This window comes from Mesorhizobium sp. 113-1-2 (genome assembly GCF_016756475.1).
Classification (GTDB): domain Bacteria; phylum Pseudomonadota; class Alphaproteobacteria; order Rhizobiales; family Rhizobiaceae; genus Mesorhizobium; species Mesorhizobium loti_C.
This window is the reverse complement of the sequence record NZ_AP023242.1, coordinates 5,514,530-5,537,689: the sequence shown is the minus strand read 5'-3', so window position 1 is coordinate 5,537,689 and position 23,160 is coordinate 5,514,530. Positions and strand designations below refer to the sequence as shown.

24 protein-coding genes are annotated in these 23,160 nt (G+C 63.1%); 16 read left to right on the top strand and 8 right to left on the bottom strand.

The genetic code is table 11. The annotated features are described in order from the left end of the window. Window positions 1–159 precede the first annotated feature (159 nt). The 4 genes from JN279_RS27080 to JN279_RS27065 all read left to right on the top strand — a co-directional run bounded on the left by JN279_RS27080 (window position 160) and on the right by JN279_RS27065 (window position 3,934). A complete protein-coding gene (locus tag JN279_RS27080; protein ID WP_202350701.1) occupies window positions 160–1,062 on the top strand; it encodes a LysR family transcriptional regulator in 903 nt (300 codons plus the stop codon). Between the two features lie 106 nt (window positions 1,063–1,168). Then, window positions 1,169–1,486 (top strand): hypothetical protein, encoded by a 318-nt coding sequence (locus JN279_RS27075; RefSeq protein WP_096456558.1) that lies wholly within the window; start codon window positions 1,169–1,171, stop codon window positions 1,484–1,486. Window positions 1,487–1,503: 17 nt separating this feature from the next. After that, on the top strand, window positions 1,504–1,701 hold the full coding sequence (locus JN279_RS27070) for a hypothetical protein (protein WP_096456560.1): 198 nt from the start codon (window positions 1,504–1,506) through the stop codon (window positions 1,699–1,701). 124 nt (window positions 1,702–1,825) lie between these two features. Beyond that, window positions 1,826–3,934, top strand: coding sequence for a molybdopterin-containing oxidoreductase family protein (locus JN279_RS27065; RefSeq protein WP_202350700.1), 2,109 nt, complete (start codon window positions 1,826–1,828; stop codon window positions 3,932–3,934). A 24-nt stretch (window positions 3,935–3,958) separates the two neighbouring features. On the opposite strand, the gene JN279_RS27060 is transcribed toward JN279_RS27065, so the two are convergent. Both JN279_RS27060 and JN279_RS27055 read right to left on the bottom strand, forming a co-directional pair. After that, the gene (locus JN279_RS27060; protein ID WP_446720366.1) at window positions 3,959–5,101 is read right to left on the bottom strand and encodes a flavin-containing monooxygenase; all 1,143 of its coding nucleotides are present in this window, start codon (window positions 5,099–5,101) and stop codon (window positions 3,959–3,961) included. 81 nt (window positions 5,102–5,182) lie between these two features. Beyond that, on the bottom strand, window positions 5,183–5,662 hold the full coding sequence (locus tag JN279_RS27055; RefSeq protein WP_202350698.1) for an Lrp/AsnC family transcriptional regulator: 480 nt from the start codon (window positions 5,660–5,662) through the stop codon (window positions 5,183–5,185). A gap of 105 nt (window positions 5,663–5,767) precedes the next feature. Here JN279_RS27055 and JN279_RS27050 point away from each other — a divergent pair, with 105 nt between their 5' ends. The 9 genes from JN279_RS27050 (at window position 5,768) to JN279_RS27010 (ending at window position 16,253) form a co-directional block, all read left to right on the top strand. Further along, entirely contained in the window at window positions 5,768–6,976 is a 1,209-nt protein-coding gene (locus JN279_RS27050; RefSeq protein WP_202350697.1) for a diaminopropionate ammonia-lyase, read from the top strand. Then, on the top strand, window positions 6,973–8,205 hold the full coding sequence (locus tag JN279_RS27045) for a Zn-dependent hydrolase (RefSeq protein ID WP_202350696.1): 1,233 nt from the start codon (window positions 6,973–6,975) through the stop codon (window positions 8,203–8,205). The genes JN279_RS27050 and JN279_RS27045 overlap by 4 nt, the downstream gene beginning before the upstream one ends. Window positions 8,206–8,209: 4 nt before the next feature. Beyond that, the gene (locus JN279_RS27040; protein WP_202350695.1) at window positions 8,210–9,370 is read left to right on the top strand and encodes a M20 aminoacylase family protein; all 1,161 of its coding nucleotides are present in this window, start codon (window positions 8,210–8,212) and stop codon (window positions 9,368–9,370) included. Window positions 9,371–10,126: 756 nt separating this feature from the next. After that, entirely contained in the window at window positions 10,127–10,300 is a 174-nt protein-coding gene (locus tag JN279_RS27035; protein WP_202350694.1) for a hypothetical protein, read from the top strand. A gap of 54 nt (window positions 10,301–10,354) precedes the next feature. After that, complete coding sequence (locus JN279_RS27030) at window positions 10,355–12,448, top strand: ATP-dependent helicase (protein ID WP_202350693.1); 2,094 nt, start codon at window positions 10,355–10,357, stop codon at window positions 12,446–12,448. Window positions 12,449–12,456: 8 nt separating this feature from the next. Next, complete coding sequence (gene dapB / locus JN279_RS27025) at window positions 12,457–13,233, top strand: 4-hydroxy-tetrahydrodipicolinate reductase (protein WP_096456576.1); 777 nt, start codon at window positions 12,457–12,459, stop codon at window positions 13,231–13,233. A gap of 257 nt (window positions 13,234–13,490) precedes the next feature. Then, entirely contained in the window at window positions 13,491–14,447 is a 957-nt protein-coding gene (locus JN279_RS27020; RefSeq protein WP_446720427.1) for an ABC transporter substrate-binding protein, read from the top strand. 106 nt (window positions 14,448–14,553) lie between these two features. Further along, entirely contained in the window at window positions 14,554–15,363 is an 810-nt protein-coding gene (locus tag JN279_RS27015) for an ABC transporter ATP-binding protein (RefSeq protein WP_096456580.1), read from the top strand. 11 nt (window positions 15,364–15,374) lie between these two features. Then, window positions 15,375–16,253: an ABC transporter permease gene (locus JN279_RS27010; RefSeq protein ID WP_096456582.1), complete on the top strand. Its 879-nt coding sequence runs from the start codon at window positions 15,375–15,377 to the stop codon at window positions 16,251–16,253. 13 nt (window positions 16,254–16,266) lie between these two features. Here JN279_RS27010 and JN279_RS27005 read toward each other — a convergent pair whose 3' ends face one another. Then, window positions 16,267–17,625 carry a sensor histidine kinase gene (locus tag JN279_RS27005; protein ID WP_096456584.1) on the bottom strand — a complete coding sequence of 453 codons (1,359 nt, stop codon included), beginning with the start codon at window positions 17,623–17,625 and terminating at the stop codon, window positions 16,267–16,269. Continuing rightward, the gene (locus JN279_RS27000) at window positions 17,615–18,283 is read right to left on the bottom strand and encodes a response regulator (RefSeq protein WP_096456586.1); all 669 of its coding nucleotides are present in this window, start codon (window positions 18,281–18,283) and stop codon (window positions 17,615–17,617) included. The genes JN279_RS27005 and JN279_RS27000 overlap by 11 nt, the downstream gene beginning before the upstream one ends. Before the next feature lie 478 nt (window positions 18,284–18,761). On the opposite strand from JN279_RS27000, the gene JN279_RS26995 reads away from it, so the two are divergent. The 3 genes from JN279_RS26995 to JN279_RS26985 all read left to right on the top strand — a co-directional run bounded on the left by JN279_RS26995 (window position 18,762) and on the right by JN279_RS26985 (window position 20,301). Next, window positions 18,762–18,989, top strand: coding sequence for a DUF680 domain-containing protein (locus JN279_RS26995; protein ID WP_096456588.1), 228 nt, complete (start codon window positions 18,762–18,764; stop codon window positions 18,987–18,989). Window positions 18,990–19,453: 464 nt separating this feature from the next. Continuing rightward, entirely contained in the window at window positions 19,454–19,687 is a 234-nt protein-coding gene (locus JN279_RS26990) for a DUF680 domain-containing protein (RefSeq protein WP_096456590.1), read from the top strand. A gap of 374 nt (window positions 19,688–20,061) precedes the next feature. Then, window positions 20,062–20,301, top strand: a complete 240-nt coding sequence (locus tag JN279_RS26985; protein WP_096456592.1) for a DUF680 domain-containing protein — start codon at window positions 20,062–20,064, stop codon at window positions 20,299–20,301. Between the two features lie 45 nt (window positions 20,302–20,346). Here the strand turns inward: JN279_RS26985 and JN279_RS26980 are convergent, their stop codons facing one another. Genes JN279_RS26980 through purM form a run of 4 tightly spaced genes read right to left on the bottom strand, consistent with a single transcriptional unit; the run spans window position 20,347 to window position 23,008 of the window. Continuing rightward, window positions 20,347–20,856: a SixA phosphatase family protein gene (locus tag JN279_RS26980; RefSeq protein WP_096456594.1), complete on the bottom strand. Its 510-nt coding sequence runs from the start codon at window positions 20,854–20,856 to the stop codon at window positions 20,347–20,349. Then, window positions 20,853–21,197 (bottom strand): hypothetical protein, encoded by a 345-nt coding sequence (locus JN279_RS26975; RefSeq protein ID WP_096456596.1) that lies wholly within the window; start codon window positions 21,195–21,197, stop codon window positions 20,853–20,855. Before JN279_RS26975 ends, JN279_RS26980 begins: the two co-directional genes overlap by 4 nt. A 12-nt stretch (window positions 21,198–21,209) precedes the next feature. Beyond that, window positions 21,210–21,917, bottom strand: coding sequence for a phosphoribosylglycinamide formyltransferase (gene purN, locus JN279_RS26970; RefSeq protein WP_096456598.1), 708 nt, complete (start codon window positions 21,915–21,917; stop codon window positions 21,210–21,212). Continuing rightward, window positions 21,914–23,008, bottom strand: a complete 1,095-nt coding sequence (purM, locus tag JN279_RS26965) for a phosphoribosylformylglycinamidine cyclo-ligase (protein ID WP_096456600.1) — start codon at window positions 23,006–23,008, stop codon at window positions 21,914–21,916. Before purM ends, purN begins: the two co-directional genes overlap by 4 nt. Window positions 23,009–23,160 lie beyond the last annotated feature (152 nt).

Here is a 23,160-nt window from a genome sequence, read left to right as displayed (position 1 = left end):
ATCCGGCTTGCTCGGCCTCCTTCGGCCGGTACCGCCGGGACGCTGTGCTTGTACGTCCCGCCATCGAGTGATTCACGCGCATTAAGATCAGTGCTATGATGACCAAAACTCACCGCTCTCTGGTGTCGGGTGTAGCGGCTGGGGGCGAAAGGAGATCGAATGGTTTTCGACACGCGGCTTCTCACCGGCGTCGGTGTCCTGGCTGCGGTCACCGAAGCCGGGAATTTCGCCCGTGCCGCGGAGATGCTCGGCCTGACGCCATCAGGGGTGAGCCGCGCCGTCGCGCGTCTGGAGGCCCGGGTCGGCGTGCGGCTCTTCGATCGCAATCCACGCGAGGTCAGCCTGACCGAGGAAGGCCGGCGCTTTCATGCGCAGGTGATGCCGCTGCTCGCAGGCCTGGACGAGGCGGCGGCCGAGGCCGCGGGCGCGGCGGCGGTGGTGCGCGGACGGTTGCGCGTATCGGTGGACCCATGGTTCGCACGCACGGTGCTCGCAGGCGGGCTGCAGCGGTTCCTCGCCCGTTATCCGCTGCTCGTGCTGGACTTATTGACCAGCAACTATCGCGAGGAGATGATGAGCGGCGTGGACGTGGCGATACGCTTCGGGCCGCCCGACGCATCGTCCCTTATCGTGCGCAAGCTCCTGGAAGCCCCGATTCTGACGGTTGCGGCGCCGGCCTATCTCGAACGGCACGGCGAGCCGCGATCGCCGCACGACCTCGTCCATCACGAGGCGCTTCTCTTCCGCGATCCCCAGACCGGCCTTCCTTTTCCATGGGAGTTTCACCGAGGCGGGGAGATCGTCGAGGTCAAGATCCCAAGCCGTCTGGTGCTGGATGATCCTTCCGTTGCGGTAACGGCCTGCGTCGCAGGCCAAGGCATTTTCCAAAGCCTCGCCATCGGCCTGGCGCCGTTCCTGGCACGGGGCGACCTCGTGCCGATCCTCCCGGAGTGGTCGGAAGAGCTTTACCCCCTCTACGCCTACCACCCATCCCGCCATCTGCCACCGGCCAAGGTCAGGGCATTCCTGGATTTTATCCAGGAGATTGCCGTTGGGTTGTAATCGATGCTGGAGGCCATTGATGTTCAAGCGCACTGACGGCGTGCAACTGGCCCTACACGCTGTCTCGTCATCCCGCTAATCTCACGTCCGGACAGCCGAGGCGCCTATGTCAGCTATAGATGATCTCATCGATGAGTTCGTGCGCGAGGACGGGTTCTTTTTCGGCTTGCACCAACGGCAGTTTGACCCTGTCGCGGCCAAGCGTGCCTTGAAAGCTCTTAAGCGCACCGAGATCGGTGCCGATCACGGGGCGAATTATCGTCTTGTCGATCTTCTTTTTAACGCCGGAGTCGAGCTTAGTACCTACGCATATTACAATCGCGACAACGAAATGTTCGACCATCACTTCAACTTACTCTTCTTTGAGATTGCCGAGCGGTTCAATTCGGTCGGTAAATTAGGCGATGTTATGCGCGAGAAATAGCGTTCGGAGAGGCATCGATGCTCAGGGAATTTTGGATCGAAGCTGGAGAAGTACTGGCTCTGGATCCCAAGGCTGTCGTCAAATGCCCTGAATGCGGCGAAGCAGATCTGACGGTATTCGACACCAAAGCGGGTAGAGACCACATTGAGCGGCACATGCGCTGCCCAAAATGCGGCGCACACAACGCGCTCTACAAGAACATAAGCTGCGACTAGCCCGCAGATGTCTATTCCGCCCGGGCAAAGTGACTGCGGTGGGAGAGAAACCGCATCCTCAAAGGCAGCGTGTCAAGCAAATCTGGCCCTACACGCCTCGTTCGGAACCAGCTAGTTTGCCCCCATGAACCAGCACGCCAAGCTCCGCATCGGCCATTCGGCCTGTCCGCATGATTGCCCGTCGACCTGCGCGCTCGAGGTCGAACTGCTTGATGGCAATCGCATCGGCCGTGTCCATGGCGCCAAGTCCAACACCTATACGGCCGGTGTCGTCTGCGCCAAGGTTGCGCGCTATGCCGACCGCGTCCACCACCCCGACCGGCTGCTGAAGCCGCTGGTGCGGGCCGGCGCCAAGGGTGAGGGCGCCTGGAAGGAAGCGAGTTGGGAGGCTGCACTCGACCTTGTCGCCGAAAAATTCATCGCGGCCGAGGCGAAATACGGCTCGGAGACGGTCTGGCCCTATTTCTATGCCGGCACGATGGGGCTGGTGCAGCGCGACGGCATCGACCGGCTGCGTCACGCGAAAAAGTATTCAGGCTTCTTCGGGTCGATCTGCACCAATCTGGCTTGGACCGGCTGGATGATGGGGGCAGGCGCATTGCGGGGGCCCGACCCGCGCGAAATGGCGAAATCCGACTGCGTGGTGATCTGGGGCACCAATGCCGTGGTTACGCAGGTCAATGTGATGACCCATGCCATCAAGGCGCGCAAGGAGCGTGGCGCGAAGATCGTCGTCATTGACGTCTATGAAAACGCGACGATGAAGCAGGCCGACATGGGTCTGGTGCTGAAGCCCGGCACCGACAGCGCGCTGGCTTGCGCGGTCATGCATGTGCTGTTCCGGGAAGGGCTGGCCGACCGCGCCTATCTCGAGAAATACACGGACGATCCGAAGGGGCTGGAGGCGCATCTGAAGACGCGCACGCCGGAATGGGCCTCTGCAATTACCGGCCTTGGCGTCGCTGAAATCGAAGCCTTCGCGCGCTTGGTTGGCACGACCAAGAAAACCTATTTCCGCCTCGGCTACGGCTTTGCCCGCCAGCGCAACGGTGCCGTCAACATGCATGCCGCGTCCTGCATCGCCGCGGTCACCGGCAGTTGGCAGTACGAGGGCGGTGGCGCCTTCCATTCGAATTCCGGCATCTTCAAGCTTAACCAGGAGGTGCTGGAAGGCTCCAGGATGCGCGATCCCTCGATCCGCTATCTCGACCATTCGCGCATCGGTCCGGTGCTCACCGGCGCCAGCGATGCGCTCTATGGCGGGCCGCCGGTGACGGCGATGCTGATCCAGAACACCAATCCGGTGAATGTCGCGCCCGAGCAGCGGCTGGTGAAGCAGGGCTTTCTGCGCGACGACCTGTTCACGTGCGTGCACGAGCAGTTCATGACCGACACCGCCAAGCTGGCCGACGTCGTGCTGCCGGCAACGATGTTCCTCGAGCACGACGACGTCTACAAGGGCGGCGGCAACCAGCACATAACGCTCGGGCCGAAGCTGATCGAGCCGCCGGAAGGGCCGCGCACCAACCATTTCGTCATCGAGCAGCTGGCTGAGCGCCTGGGGGTCGCCGACCGCCCGGGCTTTGGCCTCACCGAACAGCAGCATATCGACATTATTCTCGGCAAGCGCGGGCTGGGCAGCTTCGACAGCTTGAAAGAGCAGAAATGGCTCGATCTGCAGCCGGATTTCGAGACCGCGCATTTCATTAAAGGCTTCGGCCATGCGGATGGAAAATTCCGCTTCCGCGCCGACTGGACCGGCCAGGCGGCTCCCAACCGGCCGCCGAAGAGCATGGGCCTGTTCGGACCGGTGGAACGGCTGCCTGAGTTTCCCGACCATGTCGACCTGATCGAAGTGGCCGACGAGGCGCATCCGTTCCGGCTGACGACCTCGCCGGCGCGCAACTTTCTCAACTCGACCTTTGCCGAAACGCCGGTGTCGAAAGAAAAGGAAGGCAGGCCGGTGCTGCTCCTGCATCCCGATGATGCAGCGGGCCTTGGGCTTGCCGATGGCGATCGTGTCGAGGTCGGCAACCAGCGCGGCGACCTCGTGCTGCACGCGAAATTCTTCGACGGCATCAAGCGCGGCGTGGTGATCGCCGAAGGCATCTGGCCGAACAGCGCGCATGAGCGCGGCGAGGGCATCAACGTGCTGACCGGCGCCGACGCACCGGCACCCTATGGCGGCGCTGCCTTCCACGACAACAAGGTCTGGCTGCGCAAGGCAAGTTGAGCCGGGCAAGGCGCTGGCGGCCGATTATACTGGCAGGGCCTCAGCCGTCTTTTTCCTGTTCAGCCGGTGCCGAATGTCATCGGCGATCGCCTGGGCCTCGATGCCGATTTCGCGCAGCAATCCGGTGACGGCATTGTGGAGACCGATGAGGTAGAGGCCGAGATCCGAAGCTTTGGGGGTAACGCCGCTGCGGTCCGGTTGGATGCCGGGCTCAAGAAATCTGGCATAGCCAGGCCGGTAGCCGGTGGCGAAGATAATCGCGTCGAATTCGCTGTGTTTGCCGTCGGTAAAACGGGCGCCGCGCTGCGATATCTCGGCGATGTCAGGTGCGACCTTGATGGCGCCTTCGCGGATCTTGCCGATGGTGCCGACGTCGATCACCGGAATGCGCGATGCAATCGCGATCTGTTCCAGCAATCCCTGTCCCGGCCGTCTGAGTCCATATTTGTCCAGCCGACCCAGCACCAGGTCGAGAATGATCGGGAAAAGAAAATCGTTGACGCGTTGCGGTCCCATGCGCGCCGCCATGCCGACCATCTGGATGGGCACGCCGAACAGTTCGCGCGGTACGATATGAACGCCGCCGCGCACGGAAATCGTCGGCCGTGCGCCGTTCTCCACCAGATCGAGCGCAATCTCCGCACCGGTGTTGCCCATGCCGATGACCAGCACCGACTGGCCGGCGAAAGGCGTGGCATTGCGATAATCGGCGCTGTGCAGCGTCTTGCCGGTGAAGCTGTCGATGCCGGCAAATCCGGGCCGCAAGGGCTCGGCATTGTAGCCTGACGCGATCACCACATGTTTGGCGCGCAACGGGCCGGATGTCGCATCCACACGCCAGCCGTGACCCGCTCGGGTGACCGCTTTCACCGTTTGCCCGAAGCGGGGCTTGAGGTCGAAGCGTTGCGCATAGGCGTCGAGATAGTCGACGAAGAGAGCGCGCGGCACATAGCGCGGATAGTGTTTGGGAAAGGGCACGAAAGGCAGCGACGAATAGCGCTTGGTCGTGTGCAGGTGGACGCGCTCGTAATGGCGCCGCCATGCGGGCGCGGCCTGCTGCTCCTTTTCGATGATGATGAAGTCGACGCCGGCCTGTTGCAGGCATGCGGCAACGGCCAGACCTGCCGGCCCGGCACCGATGATCGCAACTGTCGTGGTGTCGTCCAAGCGCGCCTCCCGGCTCAATTCGCGTCCTGAGAATGTCAAAAGCATGGCGGGACGGACCGGAGCCTGCCTGCCGGCAGGAGCTCAATCCGGCAACGGCACCGTCAGCCCGACTTTGACACGGTCCATGGCGACGAAGGTGCGGAACTTCCGGACATTGTTGCTGTCGAAGAACAGTTTTCGCGTCAGCGCCTCATAGGCGCCCATGTCGGCCACGGTGATGATGAGGATGAAATCGGCTTCGCCAGTGACGTAATAGCATTGCTGCACTTCAGGCGTTTGCGAGAATAGCCGTTTGGCCGCGTCGATCAGTTCGGTGCGTTCGCTCTCCAGCTCGACCTCGACGAAGATGGTGATGGGCTGGCCGACCGCCGCGGGTTCGATGACAGCGACATTGCTTGCGATGACACCGGTCTGTTCCATGCGCTTGATGCGGCGCTGCACGGCCGGCGCCGACAGGTTCACCGCTTCGCCGATCAGCCGCTGCGGTGTCGTGTTGTCCCGCTGCAAGATGGCCAGGATGGCGAGATCGAAACTGTCGAGCGGGGGCGGCGATTGAGGCAATGGCGATATCCCAAACGAAACAAACTTGCATTTCGCAGGCCCAATTACAGCGCTCTTTGCGCCTGTCCTGCAATATGGTTTCGCTTGATACCAAGGAGACCGCCAGTGTTCCTGCCCAATCGCAACGCCTTGCACGGCGAGCCGCTTGATGCGGCCGATGCCGAAACCCTCGGGATCGCGGGCGCGGACACGGTCGAGCGCTTTCTCGCCCATCGCGACAATCACGCGATGACGCCGCTGCACGCGCTGCCGGCGCTGGCGAGCGAACTCGGCCTCGCTCAACTGCATGTCAAGGATGAGGGCTTTCGTCTCGGCCTGGGCAGCTTCAAGGCGCTGGGCGGCGCCTATGCTGTCTTTCGACTTGTGCTGGAGGAGGCAGGCAAGCGGCTTGGCCGCCCTGTCGATGTCGAGGATCTCAACAGCCCCGATGTTCGCGCGGTCGCGGCAAAGATGACCTTTGCATGCGCCACCGACGGCAATCACGGCCGCTCTGTCGCGCAAGGCGCCGAACTTGCCGGCGCCAGGGCGGTGATCTTTGTCCACGCCGGCGTCAGCGACGAGCGCATCGCCGCGATCGCCCGCTATGGCTCGGAGATGGTCCGCGTCGACGGCAATTATGACGATTCGGTCAGGCAAGCCGCGCAGGTCGCCGCCGAGAAAGGCTGGACCGTGGTGTCGGATACGTCGTGGCCGGGCTATGAGCGCATTCCCGGCCTCGTCATGCAGGGCTATACGGCGATCGTGCGCGAAGCGCTGCGCCAGCTCAGCGAACCGCCGACCCATGTCTTCGTCCAGGCCGGCGTCGGTGGCATTGCCGCCGCGGTGGCCGGCCATCTCGCCATTGTGCTTGGCGACGCCAGGCCAACCTTCATCGTCGTCGAGCCGTCACGCGCGGCCTGCGTTGTCGGGGCTGCCCGGGAAGGGCGCGTGGTCAAGGTAGCGCACGACCAGCCGACGGTCATGGCCATGCTTGAATGCTACGAGGCTTCGCAGGTCGCCTGGCGCGTGCTGGCGCGCGCCGCCGACGCCTTCATGACCGTGGACGAGGACGACGCCATCGCGGTGATGCGTCGGCTGGCCCGGCCTGCCGGCGGCGATCCGCTGATCATCGCCGGCGAGAGCGGCGGCGTCGGCCTTGCCGGACTGATCCGGGCGATGGCAGAGAACAGGAACGATCTCGGCCTCGACGGCAAATCCCGCGTGCTGGTGATCAACACCGAAGGCGCCACCGACCCGCATCGCTATGCCGAACTGGTCGGCTTGAGCCCGGCCGATGTGCTGGCCGGCAAGCGCGCTGCCGGGGCAACAGCATGATCGCGATCGACGCACAGCGCCTACTTGGCCGCATCCGTGAACTCGGTGCTGTCGGCCGCAACAGTGAGGGCAGGCTGACCCGGCTGGCCGCCTCCGACACCGACAGACAGGGCCGCGACCTCTTCGTCGGCTGGCTGAGCCAGGCCGGGCTCGATGTCGCCATCGACCGCATCGGCAACATTTTCGGCATCTGGCAGAGCGCTGACAATGCAGGCGAGGCACCGCTGCTCATCGGCTCGCATATCGACACGGTCATCGACGCCGGCATCTATGACGGCTGCTACGGCGTGCTCGCCGGGCTGGAAGTGATCGAGACGCTGAAGGCCTCCGGACGGTCGCCATCGCGCCCGCTCGCGGTCGCCGCCTTCACCAATGAGGAAGGCGTGCGCTTTTCTCCCGACATGATGGGATCGTTGGTCCACGCCGGCGGCGTCGATGTCGAGGCAGCACTTGCTGCTGTCGGCATCGACGGCAGCACCCTCGGGCAGGAACTCGCCCGCATCGGCTATGCCGGCGAGCGCGAGCCGGGTTTTCTCAAGCCGCACATCTACATCGAACTGCATATCGAACAGGGGCCGGTTCTGGAGCGGGAGGGCATCCCGATCGGCGCGGTGGAAACCCTGCAGGGGATTTCCTGGCAGCGCATCACCCTCGATGGCATCGCCAACCATGCCGGCACTACGCCGATGTCGATGCGCCGCGATGCCGGATATGCCGCGGCACGCGTGGTCACCTTCCTGCATGACCGGGCAGCGGCATCCAACTCGCCAACCGTGGCCACGGTCGGCACGATGCGTTTGGAGCCGAACGCCATCAACGTCATTCCGTCGCGCGCCGTCTTCACCGTCGATCTGCGCGATCCCGACGAGCAGCGCCTGCAGGCGCAGGAGGCAGCGCTGGCCGCTTTTTTGGAACAGCTCGTCGCCGAGGGCATCACCGTGACGGTCGAAAGACTGGCGCGCTTCGAGCCGGTTATCTTCGACGGTCGCGTCGTCGAACTGATCGAGGCTGCAGCGAGGAAGCACGGGCTTGCCTCGCGGCGCATGACCTCGGGCGCCGGCCATGACGCGCAGATGATCGCGCGCATCGCGCCGGCGGCGATGATCTTCGTGCCGAGCGCCGGAGGCATCAGCCACAGTCCGAGCGAACACACCGAAGATGCCGAGCTTGTTGCCGGCGCCAACATCCTGCTTGATGTGGTCGCCGAACTTGCCGAACTCGAAGGCTGAAGAGATGGCTGAACTCGATCGCGAAACACTGAAGCGCGAGATGACCGCTTGGCGGCGCGACCTGCACGCGCACCCCGAATTCGGTTTCGAGGAGAAACGCACCGCCGCCTTCGTTGCGGCCAAGCTGCGCGAATTCGGCCTGGACGATGTCACTGAGGGTGTCGGCGGCACCGGCGTCGTCGGCACGCTGAAGCGCGGCACCGGCAACCGCGCCATTGCGCTGCGGGCCGACATGGATGCGCTGCGCATAGCGGAGCAATCGACCGCGCCCTACCGCTCCGGCAATCCCGGCGTGATGCATGCCTGCGGCCATGATGGCCACACCGCCATGCTGCTTGGCGCGGCAAAGCTGCTGGCCGGCGAGGGGCGTTTTGACGGCACCGTCCGCTTCATATTCCAGCCGGCCGAGGAGTGGGGCAGGGGCGCGCTGGCCATGCTTGACGATGGGCTGATGCAGCGCTTCCCTTTTGACGAGATCTTTGGCCTGCACAACATGCCCGGCCTTCCCATCGGGCATTTCGAGACCCGCGCCGGCCCGATTATGTCAGCCGAGGATAACTTCGAGATCGTGCTCAGGGGACTCGGCGGCCATGCGGCACGGCCGCATTCGGGCAACGAGACGCTGGTCGCCGCCTGTGCCCTGGTCACCAATCTGCAGACCATCGTCTCGCGTCGGCTGAGCCCGGCCGACATAACGGTTGTTTCGGTGACTGAACTGATCACTGACGGCACCCGCAACGCATTGCCCGGTCTTGCCCGTATCCTTGGCGACGCGCGCAGTTTTCGCGCCGAGGTCAGCGCGGAGATCGAACGCCAGATGCGCATCATCGCCGAGGGTACCGCTGCCGCCTACAACGTTGCCGCCGAAGTCAATTACAGCCGGGAATTCGTGCCTTTGCGCAACGATGCCGAACTGGTCGAGGCGGCCTTCGCCGCCGCCAGGAACGTCTTCGATCCAGGCAATATCGCGCTTGCCCGTGAGCCGATGACGGCGTCGGAGGATTTCGCTCGCTTCCTCGATCACGTGCCGGGCTGCTTCGTCTTCCTCGGCAATGGCGAGGCCTCGGCGCCGCTGCACAATTCCAGCTACGACTTCAATGATGACGGGCTGGTGTTCGGCGCGAATTTCCATGTCGCCATCGCCAGGCAACGGCTCGAGGTTTGACAGCCTTGTCGGCGCTTTTGCGGGGAAAAACGCCCGGAAAAGGCCGAAATCCGCGATCCCGGATGACGCAGCGGCAAGACTCAGCTAACCTATCTTGTGCGGCGGACCTGATTTATCCGCTTGGCCGGCGCCTTCTCCTCCCAAGCGGCGCCGGCCTTCTTCGTTGCGCCGACCCTCGTCTAGATTAGCATTTATCAAATTTAGAATATCCGCACTTGCCGGAAGTTAGCGTCTTTCTGGCATGGGAAGCCACCGGTCGTTAGGTGTTTGCGGGAAGACGGATGCGCGGGCGAAACTGGATTAAGGCGTTGCGTCAGGACGAGGCGCGGCAGGTGCGTGCGCGCATCGCTGAACTCGAGAAAAACCTGACGGCGTCGTCTCCGTCCCGGGGCCGTCAGCAGCGACGCCAAGTTCCGCCTTGAGCGCCTTGAGGAATGCATCGCGCCAATGCAATGAGCTTTCGACGGTAACCTTATTGCACTGACTTATCGACAGTCCCTGCGTTCATGACAGGATTGCCAGCGTGGGAGCTTTGTTCGGCGCCAGGAGCCTTGGTCGGTGGCAGTTTGTTGTCGCAGGCAGAGACAGCCAAAGCCACCAGAACGAGGCTTAATCTTAGCTTTTTCATCGCTACCGCCTCCAATCTACAACGAGCCTCCAATTCAAAACGAGGCGATATTGGTTTGGTTGCGAATTAGCGTTGAGGGAACAAAACACCATGCCTGCGGTTGATCTCTATTAGAGGAGGACCGCAGCATGATCCGTTTGCTTCTGGCAGGCACCTTTGCCTTTCTCGCTTACCGCCTCGCGCGCAAGATGATCGATGACGTGCCCGGCGACATTGATCCCCTGTTGCTGCCCGCATCGAGAAGCGACCGCGAGGCTCTGCGCCGCCAATCGGCGGCCATGGGTGTCGATCCCCGGCGCTAATTCCTCGTGCCGCTTGTGTATTGCGAACAAAGCGGAAACGATGCTTGATGGGCGATGAACCTCGCCGCCCATGATTCGACCTTTGTGGAATCGACTGCCCAGCCCGCTTATCTCGCCCGGCTGAACGACGCCCAGCGCCAGGCCGTAGAGCATGGCGACGGCAGGATCGCCGGGCCGCTGCTGGTCATTGCCGGCGCCGGCTCGGGCAAGACCAACACGCTGGCGCATCGCGTCGCTCATCTGATCGTTAGGGGTGCCGACCCGCGCCGCATTCTGCTGATGACTTTTTCGCGGCGCGCCGCCTCTGAAATGGCCAAGCGCGTCGAGCGTATCGCCGGCGAGGTGCTTGGCCGTGACGCCGCCGTGATCACCGATGCGCTGACCTGGGCCGGCACGTTTCACGGCATCGGCGCGCGGCTGTTGCGCGACTATGCGCTGGAGATCGGCCTCGATCCGGCCTTCACCATCCACGATCGTGAGGATTCGGCCGACCTGATGAATCTCGTGCGCCACGAGCTTGGCTTCTCCAAGACCGAGGCGCGTTTCCCGACCAAGGGCACATGCCTGGCCATCTATTCGCGCGCCGTCAACGCGCAGGCGCCGCTCGGCGAAGTGCTGGGATCCGCCTTCCCTTGGTGCGCCGGTTGGGCCGATCAGCTCAAGCAGCTGTTCGCCGGCTATGTCGAGGCCAAGCAGGCGCAGAATGTGCTCGATTACGATGATCTGCTGCTCTACTGGGCGCAGATGGCGGCCGAGCCGGAAATCGCGGCGCATCTGGGTGGGCGTTTCGACCATGTGCTGGTCGACGAATACCAGGACACCAACCGGCTGCAGGCCTCTATCCTGATGGCGCTGAAACCCGACGGCGCCGGGCTGACGGTGGTTGGCGACGATGCGCAGTCGATCTATTCGTTCCGCGCCGCCGAGGTGCGCAACATCCTCGATTTTCCCAAACAGTTCGCCCAGGCCGCTGATGTGGTGATGCTGGAGCGCAATTACCGCTCGACAGAAACCATTCTGGCGGCAGCCAATGCGGTGATCGGTGAGGCCTCGGAGCGCTTCACCAAGAATCTCTGGTCGGAACGCAAATCCACCGACAAGCCAAGGCTGGTGGCCGTGCGCGACGAGGTCGAGCAAGCCAACTTCGTCTGCGATACGATCCTGGCCGAGCGCGAGGCCGGTACGGCGCTGAAATCGCAAGCGGTGCTGTTTCGCGCCTCACACCACAGCGGGCCGCTGGAGATCGAGCTGACGCGGCGCAACATTCCTTTCGTCAAGTTTGGCGGGCTGAAATTCCTCGATGCCGCCCATGTCAAGGACGTGCTGGCGGTGCTGCGTTTTGCCGAAAACCCGCGCGACCGTGTTGCCGGTTTCCGCGTCCTGCAACTGATGCCGGGCATTGGCCCCTCGGCCGCCGGACAGATTGTTGAGACGATGACCACGGCACTGGATGAGGCGATGGGCCTCGCCGGCTGGCGCCCGCCACAGCGCGCGGCGGACGACTGGCCGGCCTTTGTTTCGCTTTATTCCGGCCTGCGGGCCGGCGCCAAATGGCCGGCCGACCTCGAACAGGTCAGGCTCTGGTACGAGCCGCATCTGGAGCGCATCCATGAGGATGTCATTACGCGCCGCGCCGATCTGTTGCAGCTCGAGCAGATCGGCTCGGGTTACGCCTCGCGCGAACGCTTCCTGACGGAGCTGACGCTCGATCCGCCGGATGCGACCAGCGACCAGGCCGGGCCGCCGCATCGCGATGAGGACTATCTGATCCTGTCGACCATCCACTCGGCCAAGGGCCAGGAGTGGAAGAATGTTTTCGTGCTCAACACCGTCGATGGCTGCATCCCGGCTGATCTCGGTGTCGGCACCAAGGAAGACATCGAGGAGGAGCGCCGGCTGCTCTACGTGGCGATGACGCGAGCCAAGGACAGCCTCAACCTCGTCATGCCGCAGCGCTTCTTTCCGCACGGCCAGGCCGCGCGCGGCGACCGCCACGTCTATGCCTCGCGCACCCGCTTCATCCCGGCCTCGATCCTTGACGCGTTCCAGCAGATGTCGTGGCCGGGCGCGCAAGCGGCTGAGGGCAGGGCGTCCCGGCCGGAGGTGCGCGTCGACATCGGCGCACGCATGCGCGGCATGTGGAAATAGCTGACGCCATGGCGCAACCGCCGATCAGGATCGCCATCGCCGGGGCGCTCGGCCGCATGGGCCGCCAGATGGCGGACGCCGTTCAGGCCGATTCGCGGCTGGCGCTTACGGCCCGCTTCCATCGGCCAGGCAGTGTCGGTGACGGGCTGGTGAGCCGCGACGAGGCGCTTGCCATGGCCGATGTGGTGATCGATTTCACCACGCCGGCCACCTCCGCCGATCTGGCGAGCTTCTGTGCCAAGCGCGGTGGACCGGCTTTGGTGATCGGGTCCACCGGTTTCGATGCCGCCGAACTGGCTGATATTGCCGATGCCGCGAAAACGATTCCCATCGTCCGCTCCGGCAGCTTTTCGCTTGGGCTCAACATGCTGGTCGGGCTGGTCGAGCAGGCGGCCAGAGCACTCGATGCCGATGACTGGGATGCCGAGATTTTCGAGGCGCATCATCGCCACAAGATCGATGCGCCGTCGGGCACCGCGCTGATGCTGGGACAGGCTGTTGCTGGTGGACGCGGCGTCGAACTGGATGCGGTCGCAAGGCGCGTCCGCGACGGGGTCACCGGCGCGCGTCCCACGGGTGAGATCGGATTCGCGGTGACGCGCGGCGGCAGCATCATCGGCGAGCACAGCGTCAGCTTCTGTGCCGAGGGCGAGCTTGTTACCTTGTCGCATGCCGCCGGCGACCGCATCATGTTCGCGCGTGGCGCCATTGCCGCGGCACTCTGGGTATCGGGACGCCCGCCTGGCGAATATGACATGCGTGACGTGCTGAGGCTGAACGATTGATGAGGCGCACGTCGTCCCGGCATGTTGCCCTGTGGTGGCGGGCAAGCGGCGGCTTACCAATCCGTAAGCTTTGATTTTCAGCTTTTCCTTGAAAGCTGGATGAAAGGTTGGTGCCATAACTGTTGTTTGGCGCCCCCATATTGTCGTGCAAAAGCGATGGGAGAGAGAGGGGCGCGGGAAACGAACAAAGGGAAGAGGCCATGTCGCTCGCGCGAATTCTGCTTGATTCAGCCGCCACAACCGCACTCGTCGCCATCATGGCCTTGTCAGCGCCATCCGCGCGCGCCGACGAAAAAATCTCCATCATGGTCGGCGGCTACGAAAAACAGATCTATCTGCCCGCCAAGCTGACCGAGGCCCTCGGTTACTTCAAGGACGAGGGCCTCGACGTCGAATTGCTGAATGAACCGGCCGGCGTTGATGCTGAAAACGAGATGCTTGCCGGTGCCGTCCAGGGGGTCGTCGGTTTCTACGACCACTGCATCGATCTGCAGGCCAAGGGCAAGTTCGTCGAATCCATCGTCCAGTTCAGCCAGGCGCCGGGCGAGGTCGAGCTGGTTTCGACGAAACATCCGGAGATCAAATCACCCGCCGACTTCAAGGGAAAGAGCCTGGGCGTGACCGGTCTGGGCTCATCGACGAATTTTCTTACGGAATATCTTGCCGTCAAGAACGGCTTGAAGCTCGGGGATTTCACCTCGGTTCCGGTTGGTGCCGGCACCACCTTCATCGCCGCCATGCAGCAGGACAAGATCCAGGCAGGCATGACGACCGAGCCGACGATCACCCGCCTGCTAAAAACCGGCGAAGCGACCGTTCTTATCGATATGCGCACAATGGAGGGCACCAAGGCCGCGCTCGGCGGCACTTACCCGGCCGCATCCCTCTATATGCAGACCGACTGGGTCGAAGCGCATAAGGACATCGTGCAGAAGCTGGCCAATGCCTTCGTCAAGACGCAGAAGTTCATCAACACCCATAGCGGCGCCGAGATCGCCGACAAGATGCCGAAGGACTATTATGTCGGCGACAAGGAAGGCTACGTGAAGGCCCTCGATGCCGGCAAGGCGATGTTCACCCCCGACGGGATCATGCCCGAAGGGGGCCCGGAGACGGTGCTGACGGTTCTTTCAGCCTTCAAGAAGGAACTGCAGGGCAAGCAGATCGACCTCTCTAAGACCTACACCTCGGAATTCGTCAAGAACGCCAAGTAGCAGGCCGAGCCGGCGCGATGCGCGACATCGCGCCGGCAATCGTCAGTTCTTAACGTCCGGCGGCCCTTGCCGACGGCTGGCGTCCGCTCGAACCCGGAGTTCCACCATGGCCCATGAAAAGACCACACCAGCGATTGAGCTGATCAACGTCAGCCGTCGCTTCCTATCGCCCACCGGTAAATCGCTGACGGCACTGCGTGATTTCACCATGACCGTAGAGCGCGGCGAATTCGTCGCCGTCGTCGGCCCGACCGGTTGCGGTAAATCCACCACTCTCAACCTGGTCACTGGATTGGCAAGCCCAAGTGCTGGCGAGGTTCGTGTCATGGGCGCGCCGGTCAAGGGGATAGACCCTCGCATCGGCTTTGTCTTCCAGAGCGATGCTTTGTTCCCCTGGCGAACCGTGATCGAGAACGTGATGGCCGGCCCGCTCTTTCGTGGCAGGGCTAAGTCGGATGCCACGGCCGCGGCACGCGATTGGCTGGCGCGCGTCGGCCTGTCGCGTTTCGAGCACCACTATCCGCACCAGCTTTCCGGCGGTATGCGCAAGCGCGTGGCGCTGGCCCAGACCTTTATAAATGGCCCGGAGATCCTTCTGATGGACGAGCCGTTTTCGGCGCTTGACGTACAGACGCGCGTGCTGATGCACGAGGAATTGCTGCGCCTGTGGTCGCAGGCAAAGGCTTCCGTGGTCTTCGTCACACACGACCTCGAGGAGGCGATTGCGCTTGCCGACAAGGTCTATGTCCTGACCGCCGGGCCAGCCACGGTAAAATCGGTCTACACGATTGATCTGCCGCGCCCGCGCGTCGTCGCCGATATCCGCTACGAACAGAGCTTCATCAATTACTCGCGCACGATCTGGGCGGACCTCAAGGAAGAGGTCGAGACCAGCTATGCGCGTGCGGCAGCCTGAGGAGGAAAGCCATGACCGATGCCGCCATCGACATCAGAGCAGGGGCCTTCAAGCCTGGCACATCAGACGCCGAAATCGAAGCCGCCGCCGCGAAGGCGGCAACGCATCGCCGCCGCACCGTGATGGTCTGGCGGGTCGCCATTCTCGTTGCCTTTCTCGGCCTTTGGGAAGTCGCCGCGCGCAAGGCCTGGATCGATCCGTTCTTCTACGCAATGCCGAGCGCGATCGCGCAGCGGCTCTATGAATGGACGACGGAAGGAACGTCCGAGGGGCCTCTCTGGTATCATCTCTATGTCACCATGGAGGAGTCGGTCATCGGCTTCGCGACCGGCTCGGTCGCCGGTATCATCATCGGTGTCGCGCTCGGCCGCAACCGGATGGCCGCCGACATTTTCTCGATCTATATCAAGGTCATCAATTCCATTCCGCGCGTGGTTCTGGCGCCGATCTTCATCATGATCCTCGGCCTCGGCCTCGCCTCGAAAGTGGCGCTTGCCTTCGTGATGGTTTTCTTTGTCGTCTTCCACAATGCCTTCCAGGGCGTGCGGGAGGCCGACAGGGCAATGATCGCCAATGCCCGCATCCTCGGCGCATCCAACTGGCAACTGACCCGCTCGGTGATCGTCCCTTCGGCGATGAGTTGGATCTTTGCCAGCCTGCATGTCAGCTTCGGCTTTGCCATCATCGGCGCGATCGTCGGCGAGTTCGTCGGCGCGCGCTTCGGCATCGGCCTCCTGATCAATATCGCCAAAGGGTCCTTCGACGCCGCCGGCATGTATGCCGCGATCGTCATCGTCATGGTGGTGGCGCTTGGTGCCGAGTATCTGATGACGATGGTCGAGAACCGCCTCGCAAAATGGCGCCCCCAGCCATTGCACGAGACGCAGTGAGCGGCGAAATAATTCAGCTGCCTGCCAGTGGCAGCCTGACCTCGACCACCAGACCGCCGGCCGCGCCATCCCGCAGGGTGACGCGGCCGGCGGCATTTTCGACGACCTCGCGCACTATGGCGAGCCCCAGCCCGCTGCCTTCCTCGGTCGAACCGGCGATGCGGTAGAAGCGCTCGAACACATGGTCTCTTTCGTCCACAGGGATGCCCGGACCGTCGTCGGAGACCGTCAGCATGGCTTCGCCATCGACGGCTGCCAGCCTCACCGTGACGCTGCCGCCTGATCTGGAGTAGCGCAGCGCGTTGTCGACGAGGTTGACGATCATCTCGCGCAGCATGGTGCCGTCGCCGATGACCGGCACGGGGCCGGCCTCCTCAAGGCCGAGATCGATGTTGCGACTGATTGCCAGCGGCGCTTGCGCCTCCAGCACGTGTCGGGCCGCTTCGGTCAGGTCGATGCGGTCGGCGCGCGGTCGCCGGCTGCCCGGTTCCGCTCGCGACAGGGTGAGCAACTGTTCTGCCAACCGCGCCAGCTTGCCGGAGCTTGTCTGCAGCGCCACCAGCGCCTCCTGGCGTGCGTCGGAGACAGTTTCGCGCAGCGCGTAGCTCGCTTGCGTCGACAGCAGCGCCAGCGGCGTGCGCAGCTGGTGCGCGGCGTTGGCGATGAAGCGGCGCTGGGCTGCCATCTGCGCCCGCACGCGCTCCATATAGACGTTGAGCGCATCGATCAGCGGGCGGATCTCGCTTTGCGCACCTGGCACCTCGACCGGGTCGAGATCGCTGCGACTTGGCGAGCGCACCGCGTCGCGCAACCGGATCAACGGTGCAAGGCCGCGATGCAGGCCGAGCAGAACGAACAGGCCGGCAATCGCCACCAGTGCCAGCTGCTGGGCAAAGGCGCCAAACCAGAGACGCCGCACCATGGCATCATGTCCGGCAAGCGTGACGCCAACGGTAACTGATATCGGCGAGTCGTCTCCGGCGCCGACCACCGTATGGCTGTAAGTAAGCAATCTCAGCAGATGGTCCCGATAGCTTGCCTCGGTGCCGGGATACTTCACCGCCTCCGGCAGGTCGGGATAGCCGGTCAGCAGCCGCCCTCCACGGGCCTTGACATGGTAGTAGACGCTGTCGCGGTCGCCGGTGTCGAACATCTCGAGCGCCGCCGGTGGTATCGTGGCGTCGAGCACGCCGTCAGTCACGGCGACACGTTCGGCAATAGCCCGGGCCGAGCCCATCAGCATGCGATCGGTGACCAGATCCGCGGTTGCCAGCGCGTTGCGATGGCTGGTCCACAGATTGATGGTGACCAGCCCAACGAGCGGCAAGACCACCCAGGCCAGCAGTTGCAAGCGGAGACTGTTAATCCTCATGTCGCAAGAGATAGCCGAGGCCACGCAAGGTGGCGATCTGGACCCGCGACCCCTCGAGCTTCTTGCGCACACGGTGCACATAGATCTCGATGGCGCTGGGGTCGGCGTCTGTCTCGAAGTCGTAGATCGCCGCCGAAAGCGCTGCCTTGCTCACCGTACGCCCGGCCTTGACCATCAATTGCTCCAGCACCGCATGTTCGCGCGGCGTCAGCGCCAGTGTCTCGCCGGCCAGCGAAAACAGCCGTGTGTTGGTGTCGAAGACGAGATCGCCGCAGGCAACGACAGGCGCGGTCCGGTCATTGGCGCGTCGCAGCTGCGCCCGGATGCGCGCCTCGAGCTCCTCGACCTGGAATGGCTTGGCCAGATAGTCGTCGGCGCCTTCATTGAGCCCCTTGACCCGACCGTCGAGGCTGGCATTGGCAGTCAGCACGATCACCGGCACCCGGTTGCCGCGCGCCCGCAGCATGCGCAGCACCTCCAGGCCGCTCATGCGCGGCAGCGCCAGGTCGAGGATGACAAGCGCGTGGTCGCCAGCGGCCAACGCATGCTCGACATCCTCGCCCTCATGGACGATGTCGACGACATAATTCGCCTGGCGCAAGGTCTTGCCTAACCAGTCGGCCAGTTCGTGATTGTCCTCAACAAGCAGCAGTCGCATATCTATGGCAGTCTGGATCCCATTTCCCTGCGGATCGCCTTGGGCGTGATCGGCCACGGCATCCCTGATCTCCGTTGAATGAGCGACAGTATCGATCTCAACGCAAGACAAATGCGATCTAGGCTAGCGGCAACAGCAGATCGTTACAGGTTCAGGTCGGCCAGTTTTCATCCAAAATCGAACCGAACGGTTCGGTTCTGATTGACAGATTGTATCGCAAACAGTGAACAATGGCCTCCAAAAGCACGCTGGTTCCGTTGGAGGTGATGAGCTTAATAGACTGAAATTGCTTCGTAAATCGCCTCGAGATTGCTGCGGTGCAGCATGCATTGTCTATAATATAAGGAAATTCTTCAAAGCCGACGCGGCTGGAAAACCTAAAAAGCATTCCCTACTTCGGGGTGGTCCGAGCGACGCGAAAATCCTCCCAAGGGCACGCCACCAGACGGACAGGAAGACAAATACTGGAGTACTTAAGATGACCAAGATCGCTCTTACCGCCGCCGCCATCCTCGTTGCCACCGGCACCGCTTTTGCCGGCAGCGACAACTACGGTTCCAACAATGTCAACCAGCCGGTTGCCAGCCAGTCGTCCGCCAACGTCGACACCACGCATACCGGTTCGATCGCGAAGTCCGTGAAGGCACAGGGCGACGCCAATGCCAACGTACCGGCTCAGTCGGGCCAGGGCATCTGGGGCCGCTAATTCCTTCAATCCCGGAAGACGACAAAGAGCGGTGGGCTTGGCCCGCCGCTCTTGTTTTTGTGCGCTGGGACAGATGTCTGCCGGTCGGGCTGGCAACTTACCGCCTGGCATGTCGAACGACGTCGTTCACCCAGACGTTTCACGCGGGTGTGCCGATCGAAAATCGAACCGGTCGGTTCAAGTTATGTTGACGAACCGTGAGCGGATGATTGATGCCGGCTGGGTGGATCGCCGGATCGTTCGCTGGATGTTTCCATATAACTATATGATATTAATAAATAAAATCCTTCTTGCCTAATCTCCTGGCGGAAGTTCAAGGTCTGGATTCGCCGCGTGATGGAACATCTTCGTGATTGGAAGTCGACGAACGAAAAACCCACTTCCGACCTGTCCGAGCGACGCGAAATTCCTCCCAAGGGCACGCCACTAGACGGACAGAACAGAGAAATACTGGAGTACTTAAAGTGACCAAGATCGCACTTACCGCCGCTGCCATCCTCGTTGCCACCGGCAGCGCCTTCGCCAGCAGCGACCATTATGGTTCGGACAACGTCAACCAGCCAGCCATCACCTCGCACGCCAGCGACATCGACCACAGCTACACGGCTTCGACCCGCAAGCCGGTCGAGCACCACGGCTTCAAGCTGACGCCCGATTCAGTCCAGCCGGAATCCGGCCAGGGCATCTGGGGCAACTAAGCCAACGCCCAACAGGGCCGCAGCACCTGGGCCGCTGCCCGCGCAGCAGGCCTTGATAACAAGAGCGGTGGGCTTGGCCCACCGCTCTTGTTTTTTGCGCAACAGGGCAGGCACCGGCGGCCAACGGTTTGAGCAGCCGGTCGTCTCAACCGGCAGAAAAAGCCTCCACCTCCAGGAATAAAATCGGACAGCCTCGGGTCTTATCCCTAGAGCCGGATGATTTCACGTCGAACCGACCTGAAATCTGAATCTGCCTCTAAATCAAAGAGATAGAGCATGATGTCGTCCGAGAACCGCTTCGCGCTTTTCGGCATCATGCTCTAGCGGAACCGTCCTCCCAAGACGCCGCTTAACGGATGAAACAGGAGATTGAAATGAACAAGATCGCTTTCGCCATTGCCTCTATCCTCGTTGCGACCGGCAGCGCCTTTGCCGGCAGCGACCATTATGGCTCCGACAATGCCAATCAGCCGGTAGCCTCGGTCGCCGGCGTGGATCATGCCGTCACCGGCGCGGTCAAGAACACGGACACGGCCGGGCACAAGGCAGCCGACACCAGGATGAAGACCACCACCGACTGGCCGGAACCCGGCCAGGGTATCTGGGGCAACTGAGGAGCGCGACGGGCTTGCCTGCTGCATCCGCCCGTCATGAAACGTCTAGCCCAGATCCTTCGGACGCAGGCAATGCGTCAACCGCCCGGTCGACAAGCCAGACCAGTCGCCATCGAAGACAAAGCGCGCGAGGGCCGCTGTGGGGAACTTTTCCTCGAGCCTCTTACGTGCTTTGGCCTCCGAGCCTGACCCGGCAAGCAGGTTCGCCAGATCCTCCAGACCCGGATTATGGCCGACCACCACCAGACAGCCGCTCGACGGCTCGGCCAGACGAATCTGGCTCAGAATATCGGCCGCCGAAGCCTCGTAAAGCGCTTCGGCAAACACGACCCGGGGGTGCGTCGGCAGTTCCGCGGCGACCAGCCGCCAAGTGTCGCGGGTGCGCAGCGCCGACGACACCAGAACCTGATCCGGCAGCCAGTCGCGCGCTGCAAGCTCTCGCCCGATCAATCGGGCCGCCTTCAATCCGCGTTGCGCGAGCGGCCGGTCGAAGTCGTCGAGGTCAGGGTCGTCCCAGCTCGATTTGGCGTGGCGTAGCAGGAGTAGTTGTTTCATCGATTTGAGTCCGACCAGGGGATGTCGGCATGAAAGTCTTTGCCATATCCGCCGCCGTGCTTTGTGCCGGCTTTCGTATCGAAAGCTGCGGAAAGGGCACCGAAGATGAACAACCCGACACGCCGCTCATCCTTATCCCACCGGACAACGATATCCGATCCGCTGATGGCCCAGGCGCCCGATCGTATGTGAATTGTATCAACGACGGAGCCTGACTCGTCGCCTTGTGCTCGATAGAGGTAAAAATACGCAGTGGCGTTTCGCGGGTCTCCGGCCTCGTCATACTCAAAGACTCCGGCCAGGTCGCCTTTCGTCCGGATCGCACTGTTGAAAACGTCCATTGGCCTGGGCCCTCAGGGCGTAATCCGCGCCAGATGCTCGAGGTCGGCTTCCTCGCGCAGCGGATCTGGCGCCATCACCACCGAGGTGCCGTTGTCGGCATCGTCGGCGAAGTGGGCAAGTACCGTGCGCCCGGCCTCCATGCGTGCCTTGCCTTCGGCGACCAGCCCGAGCGCCAGCGGATAGAGCCGGTGCTCGGCCTTCAGCACACGGGCAGCCAGCGTATCGGCATTGTCGCCGACCATCACCGGCACGGCGGCCTGGGCGATGATCGGCCCGTCGTCCATCTCCGACGTGACGAAATGCACGGTGCAGCCATGGATGCGCAGGCCGGCGGCCAGCGCTCGCGCATGGGTGTCGAGGCCCTTGAATGCCGGCAGCAGGGCAGGGTGGATGTTGATCATCCGGCCCTGCCATTTCTGGACGAAGCCGGAAGAGAGGATGCGCATGTAGCCAGCCAGCGCCACGATCTCGGCATTGAAGGCGGTGAGCGCCGCGTCGATCGCCGCGTCATGCGCCTGCTTGCTACCATGGTCGGCGCGGGCAATGACCTGCGTGGCGATGCCGCGCGCCTTGGCGATGCCCAGGCCTGCGGCGTCCGCCTTGTCGGAAATGACGCCGACGATCTCGGCCGGAAAGGCCGGGTCGCTGGCGGCGGCGATCAGCGCGGTCATGTTGGAGCCGCGCCCCGAGATGAGGACGACCGTGCGCTTCCTGCTCATAGGCCGATCGTGCCCCGATAGATGACGCCGGCGTCGCGGCGCGGCACGATGCGGCCGATCGGCGTCACCGTCTCGCCGGCTTCCTGCAGCACGGCGGCGACCTGCGCCGCCTGGCCGGAAGCGACCGCCAGGATCATGCCGATGCCGCAATTGAAGGTGCGCATCATCTCTTCGGGCGCCACGCCGCCGGTCTTGGCCAGCCACGAGAACACCGCCGGGACGTCGATGGCTTCGAGGTCGAGCTCGGCCGAAAAATCCTTGGGCAGCACGCGCGGAATGTTTTCCGGGAAACCGCCGCCGGTGATGTGCGCCAGCGCCTTGATGCCATGCGTGTTGCGGATGGCCTTGAGGATCGACTTGACGTAGATGCGGGTCGGTTCGAGCAGCGCCTCGGCCAGTGTCGCGTCGTCGTTGAATGGCGCCGGATCGCTCCACGAAAGGCCGCTGGCGGCGACGATGCGGCGCACCAGCGAAAAACCGTTCGAGTGCAGGCCCGAGGAAGCGAGGCCCAAAAGCACGTCGCCTTCGACGATGTCGTCCGTGGGCAAAAGCTGGCCGCGTTCGGCCGCGCCCACGGCAAAGCCGGCGAGGTCATAATCCTTGCCGTGATACATGCCCGGCATTTCCGCCGTCTCGCCGCCGATCAGCGCACAGCCGGCCTGCCGGCAGCCCTCGGCGATACCACCGACGATCGCCGCGCCCTGATCGGGGTCGAGCTTGCCGGTGGCGAAATAGTCGAGGAAGAACAGCGGTTCGGCGCCCTGCACGACGATGTCGTTGACGCACATGGCGACAAGGTCGATGCCGATCGTGTCGTGCTTGCCGGCATCGATGGCGATCTTGAGCTTGGTGCCGACACCGTCATTGGCGGCGACCAGCACGGGATCGCTGAAGCCGGCAGCCTTGAGGTCGAACAGCCCGCCGAAACCACCGATCTCGCCATCGGCACCCGGCCGGCGCGTGGCACGCACCAGCGGCTTGATCTTCTCAACCATGAGATTGCCGGCATCGATATCGACGCCCGCCTCGGCATAGGTGAGCCCGTTCCTGCGCTTGCCCGTTTTGTTCTGGCCAGTCTCGCGCTTGCTCATCGCAATTTTCCTGCTCGTTTGCGGGCTCTTCGCATGAACGGTTTCGGTCCGCAAGGATAACGGCGGAACCGAGCGCCTTTTGGCCTGACAAAAGCGTGGATAGCATTTTCCGACATTCGCGGCGAACACCGTGACAGCCGAATTGCGCGGCA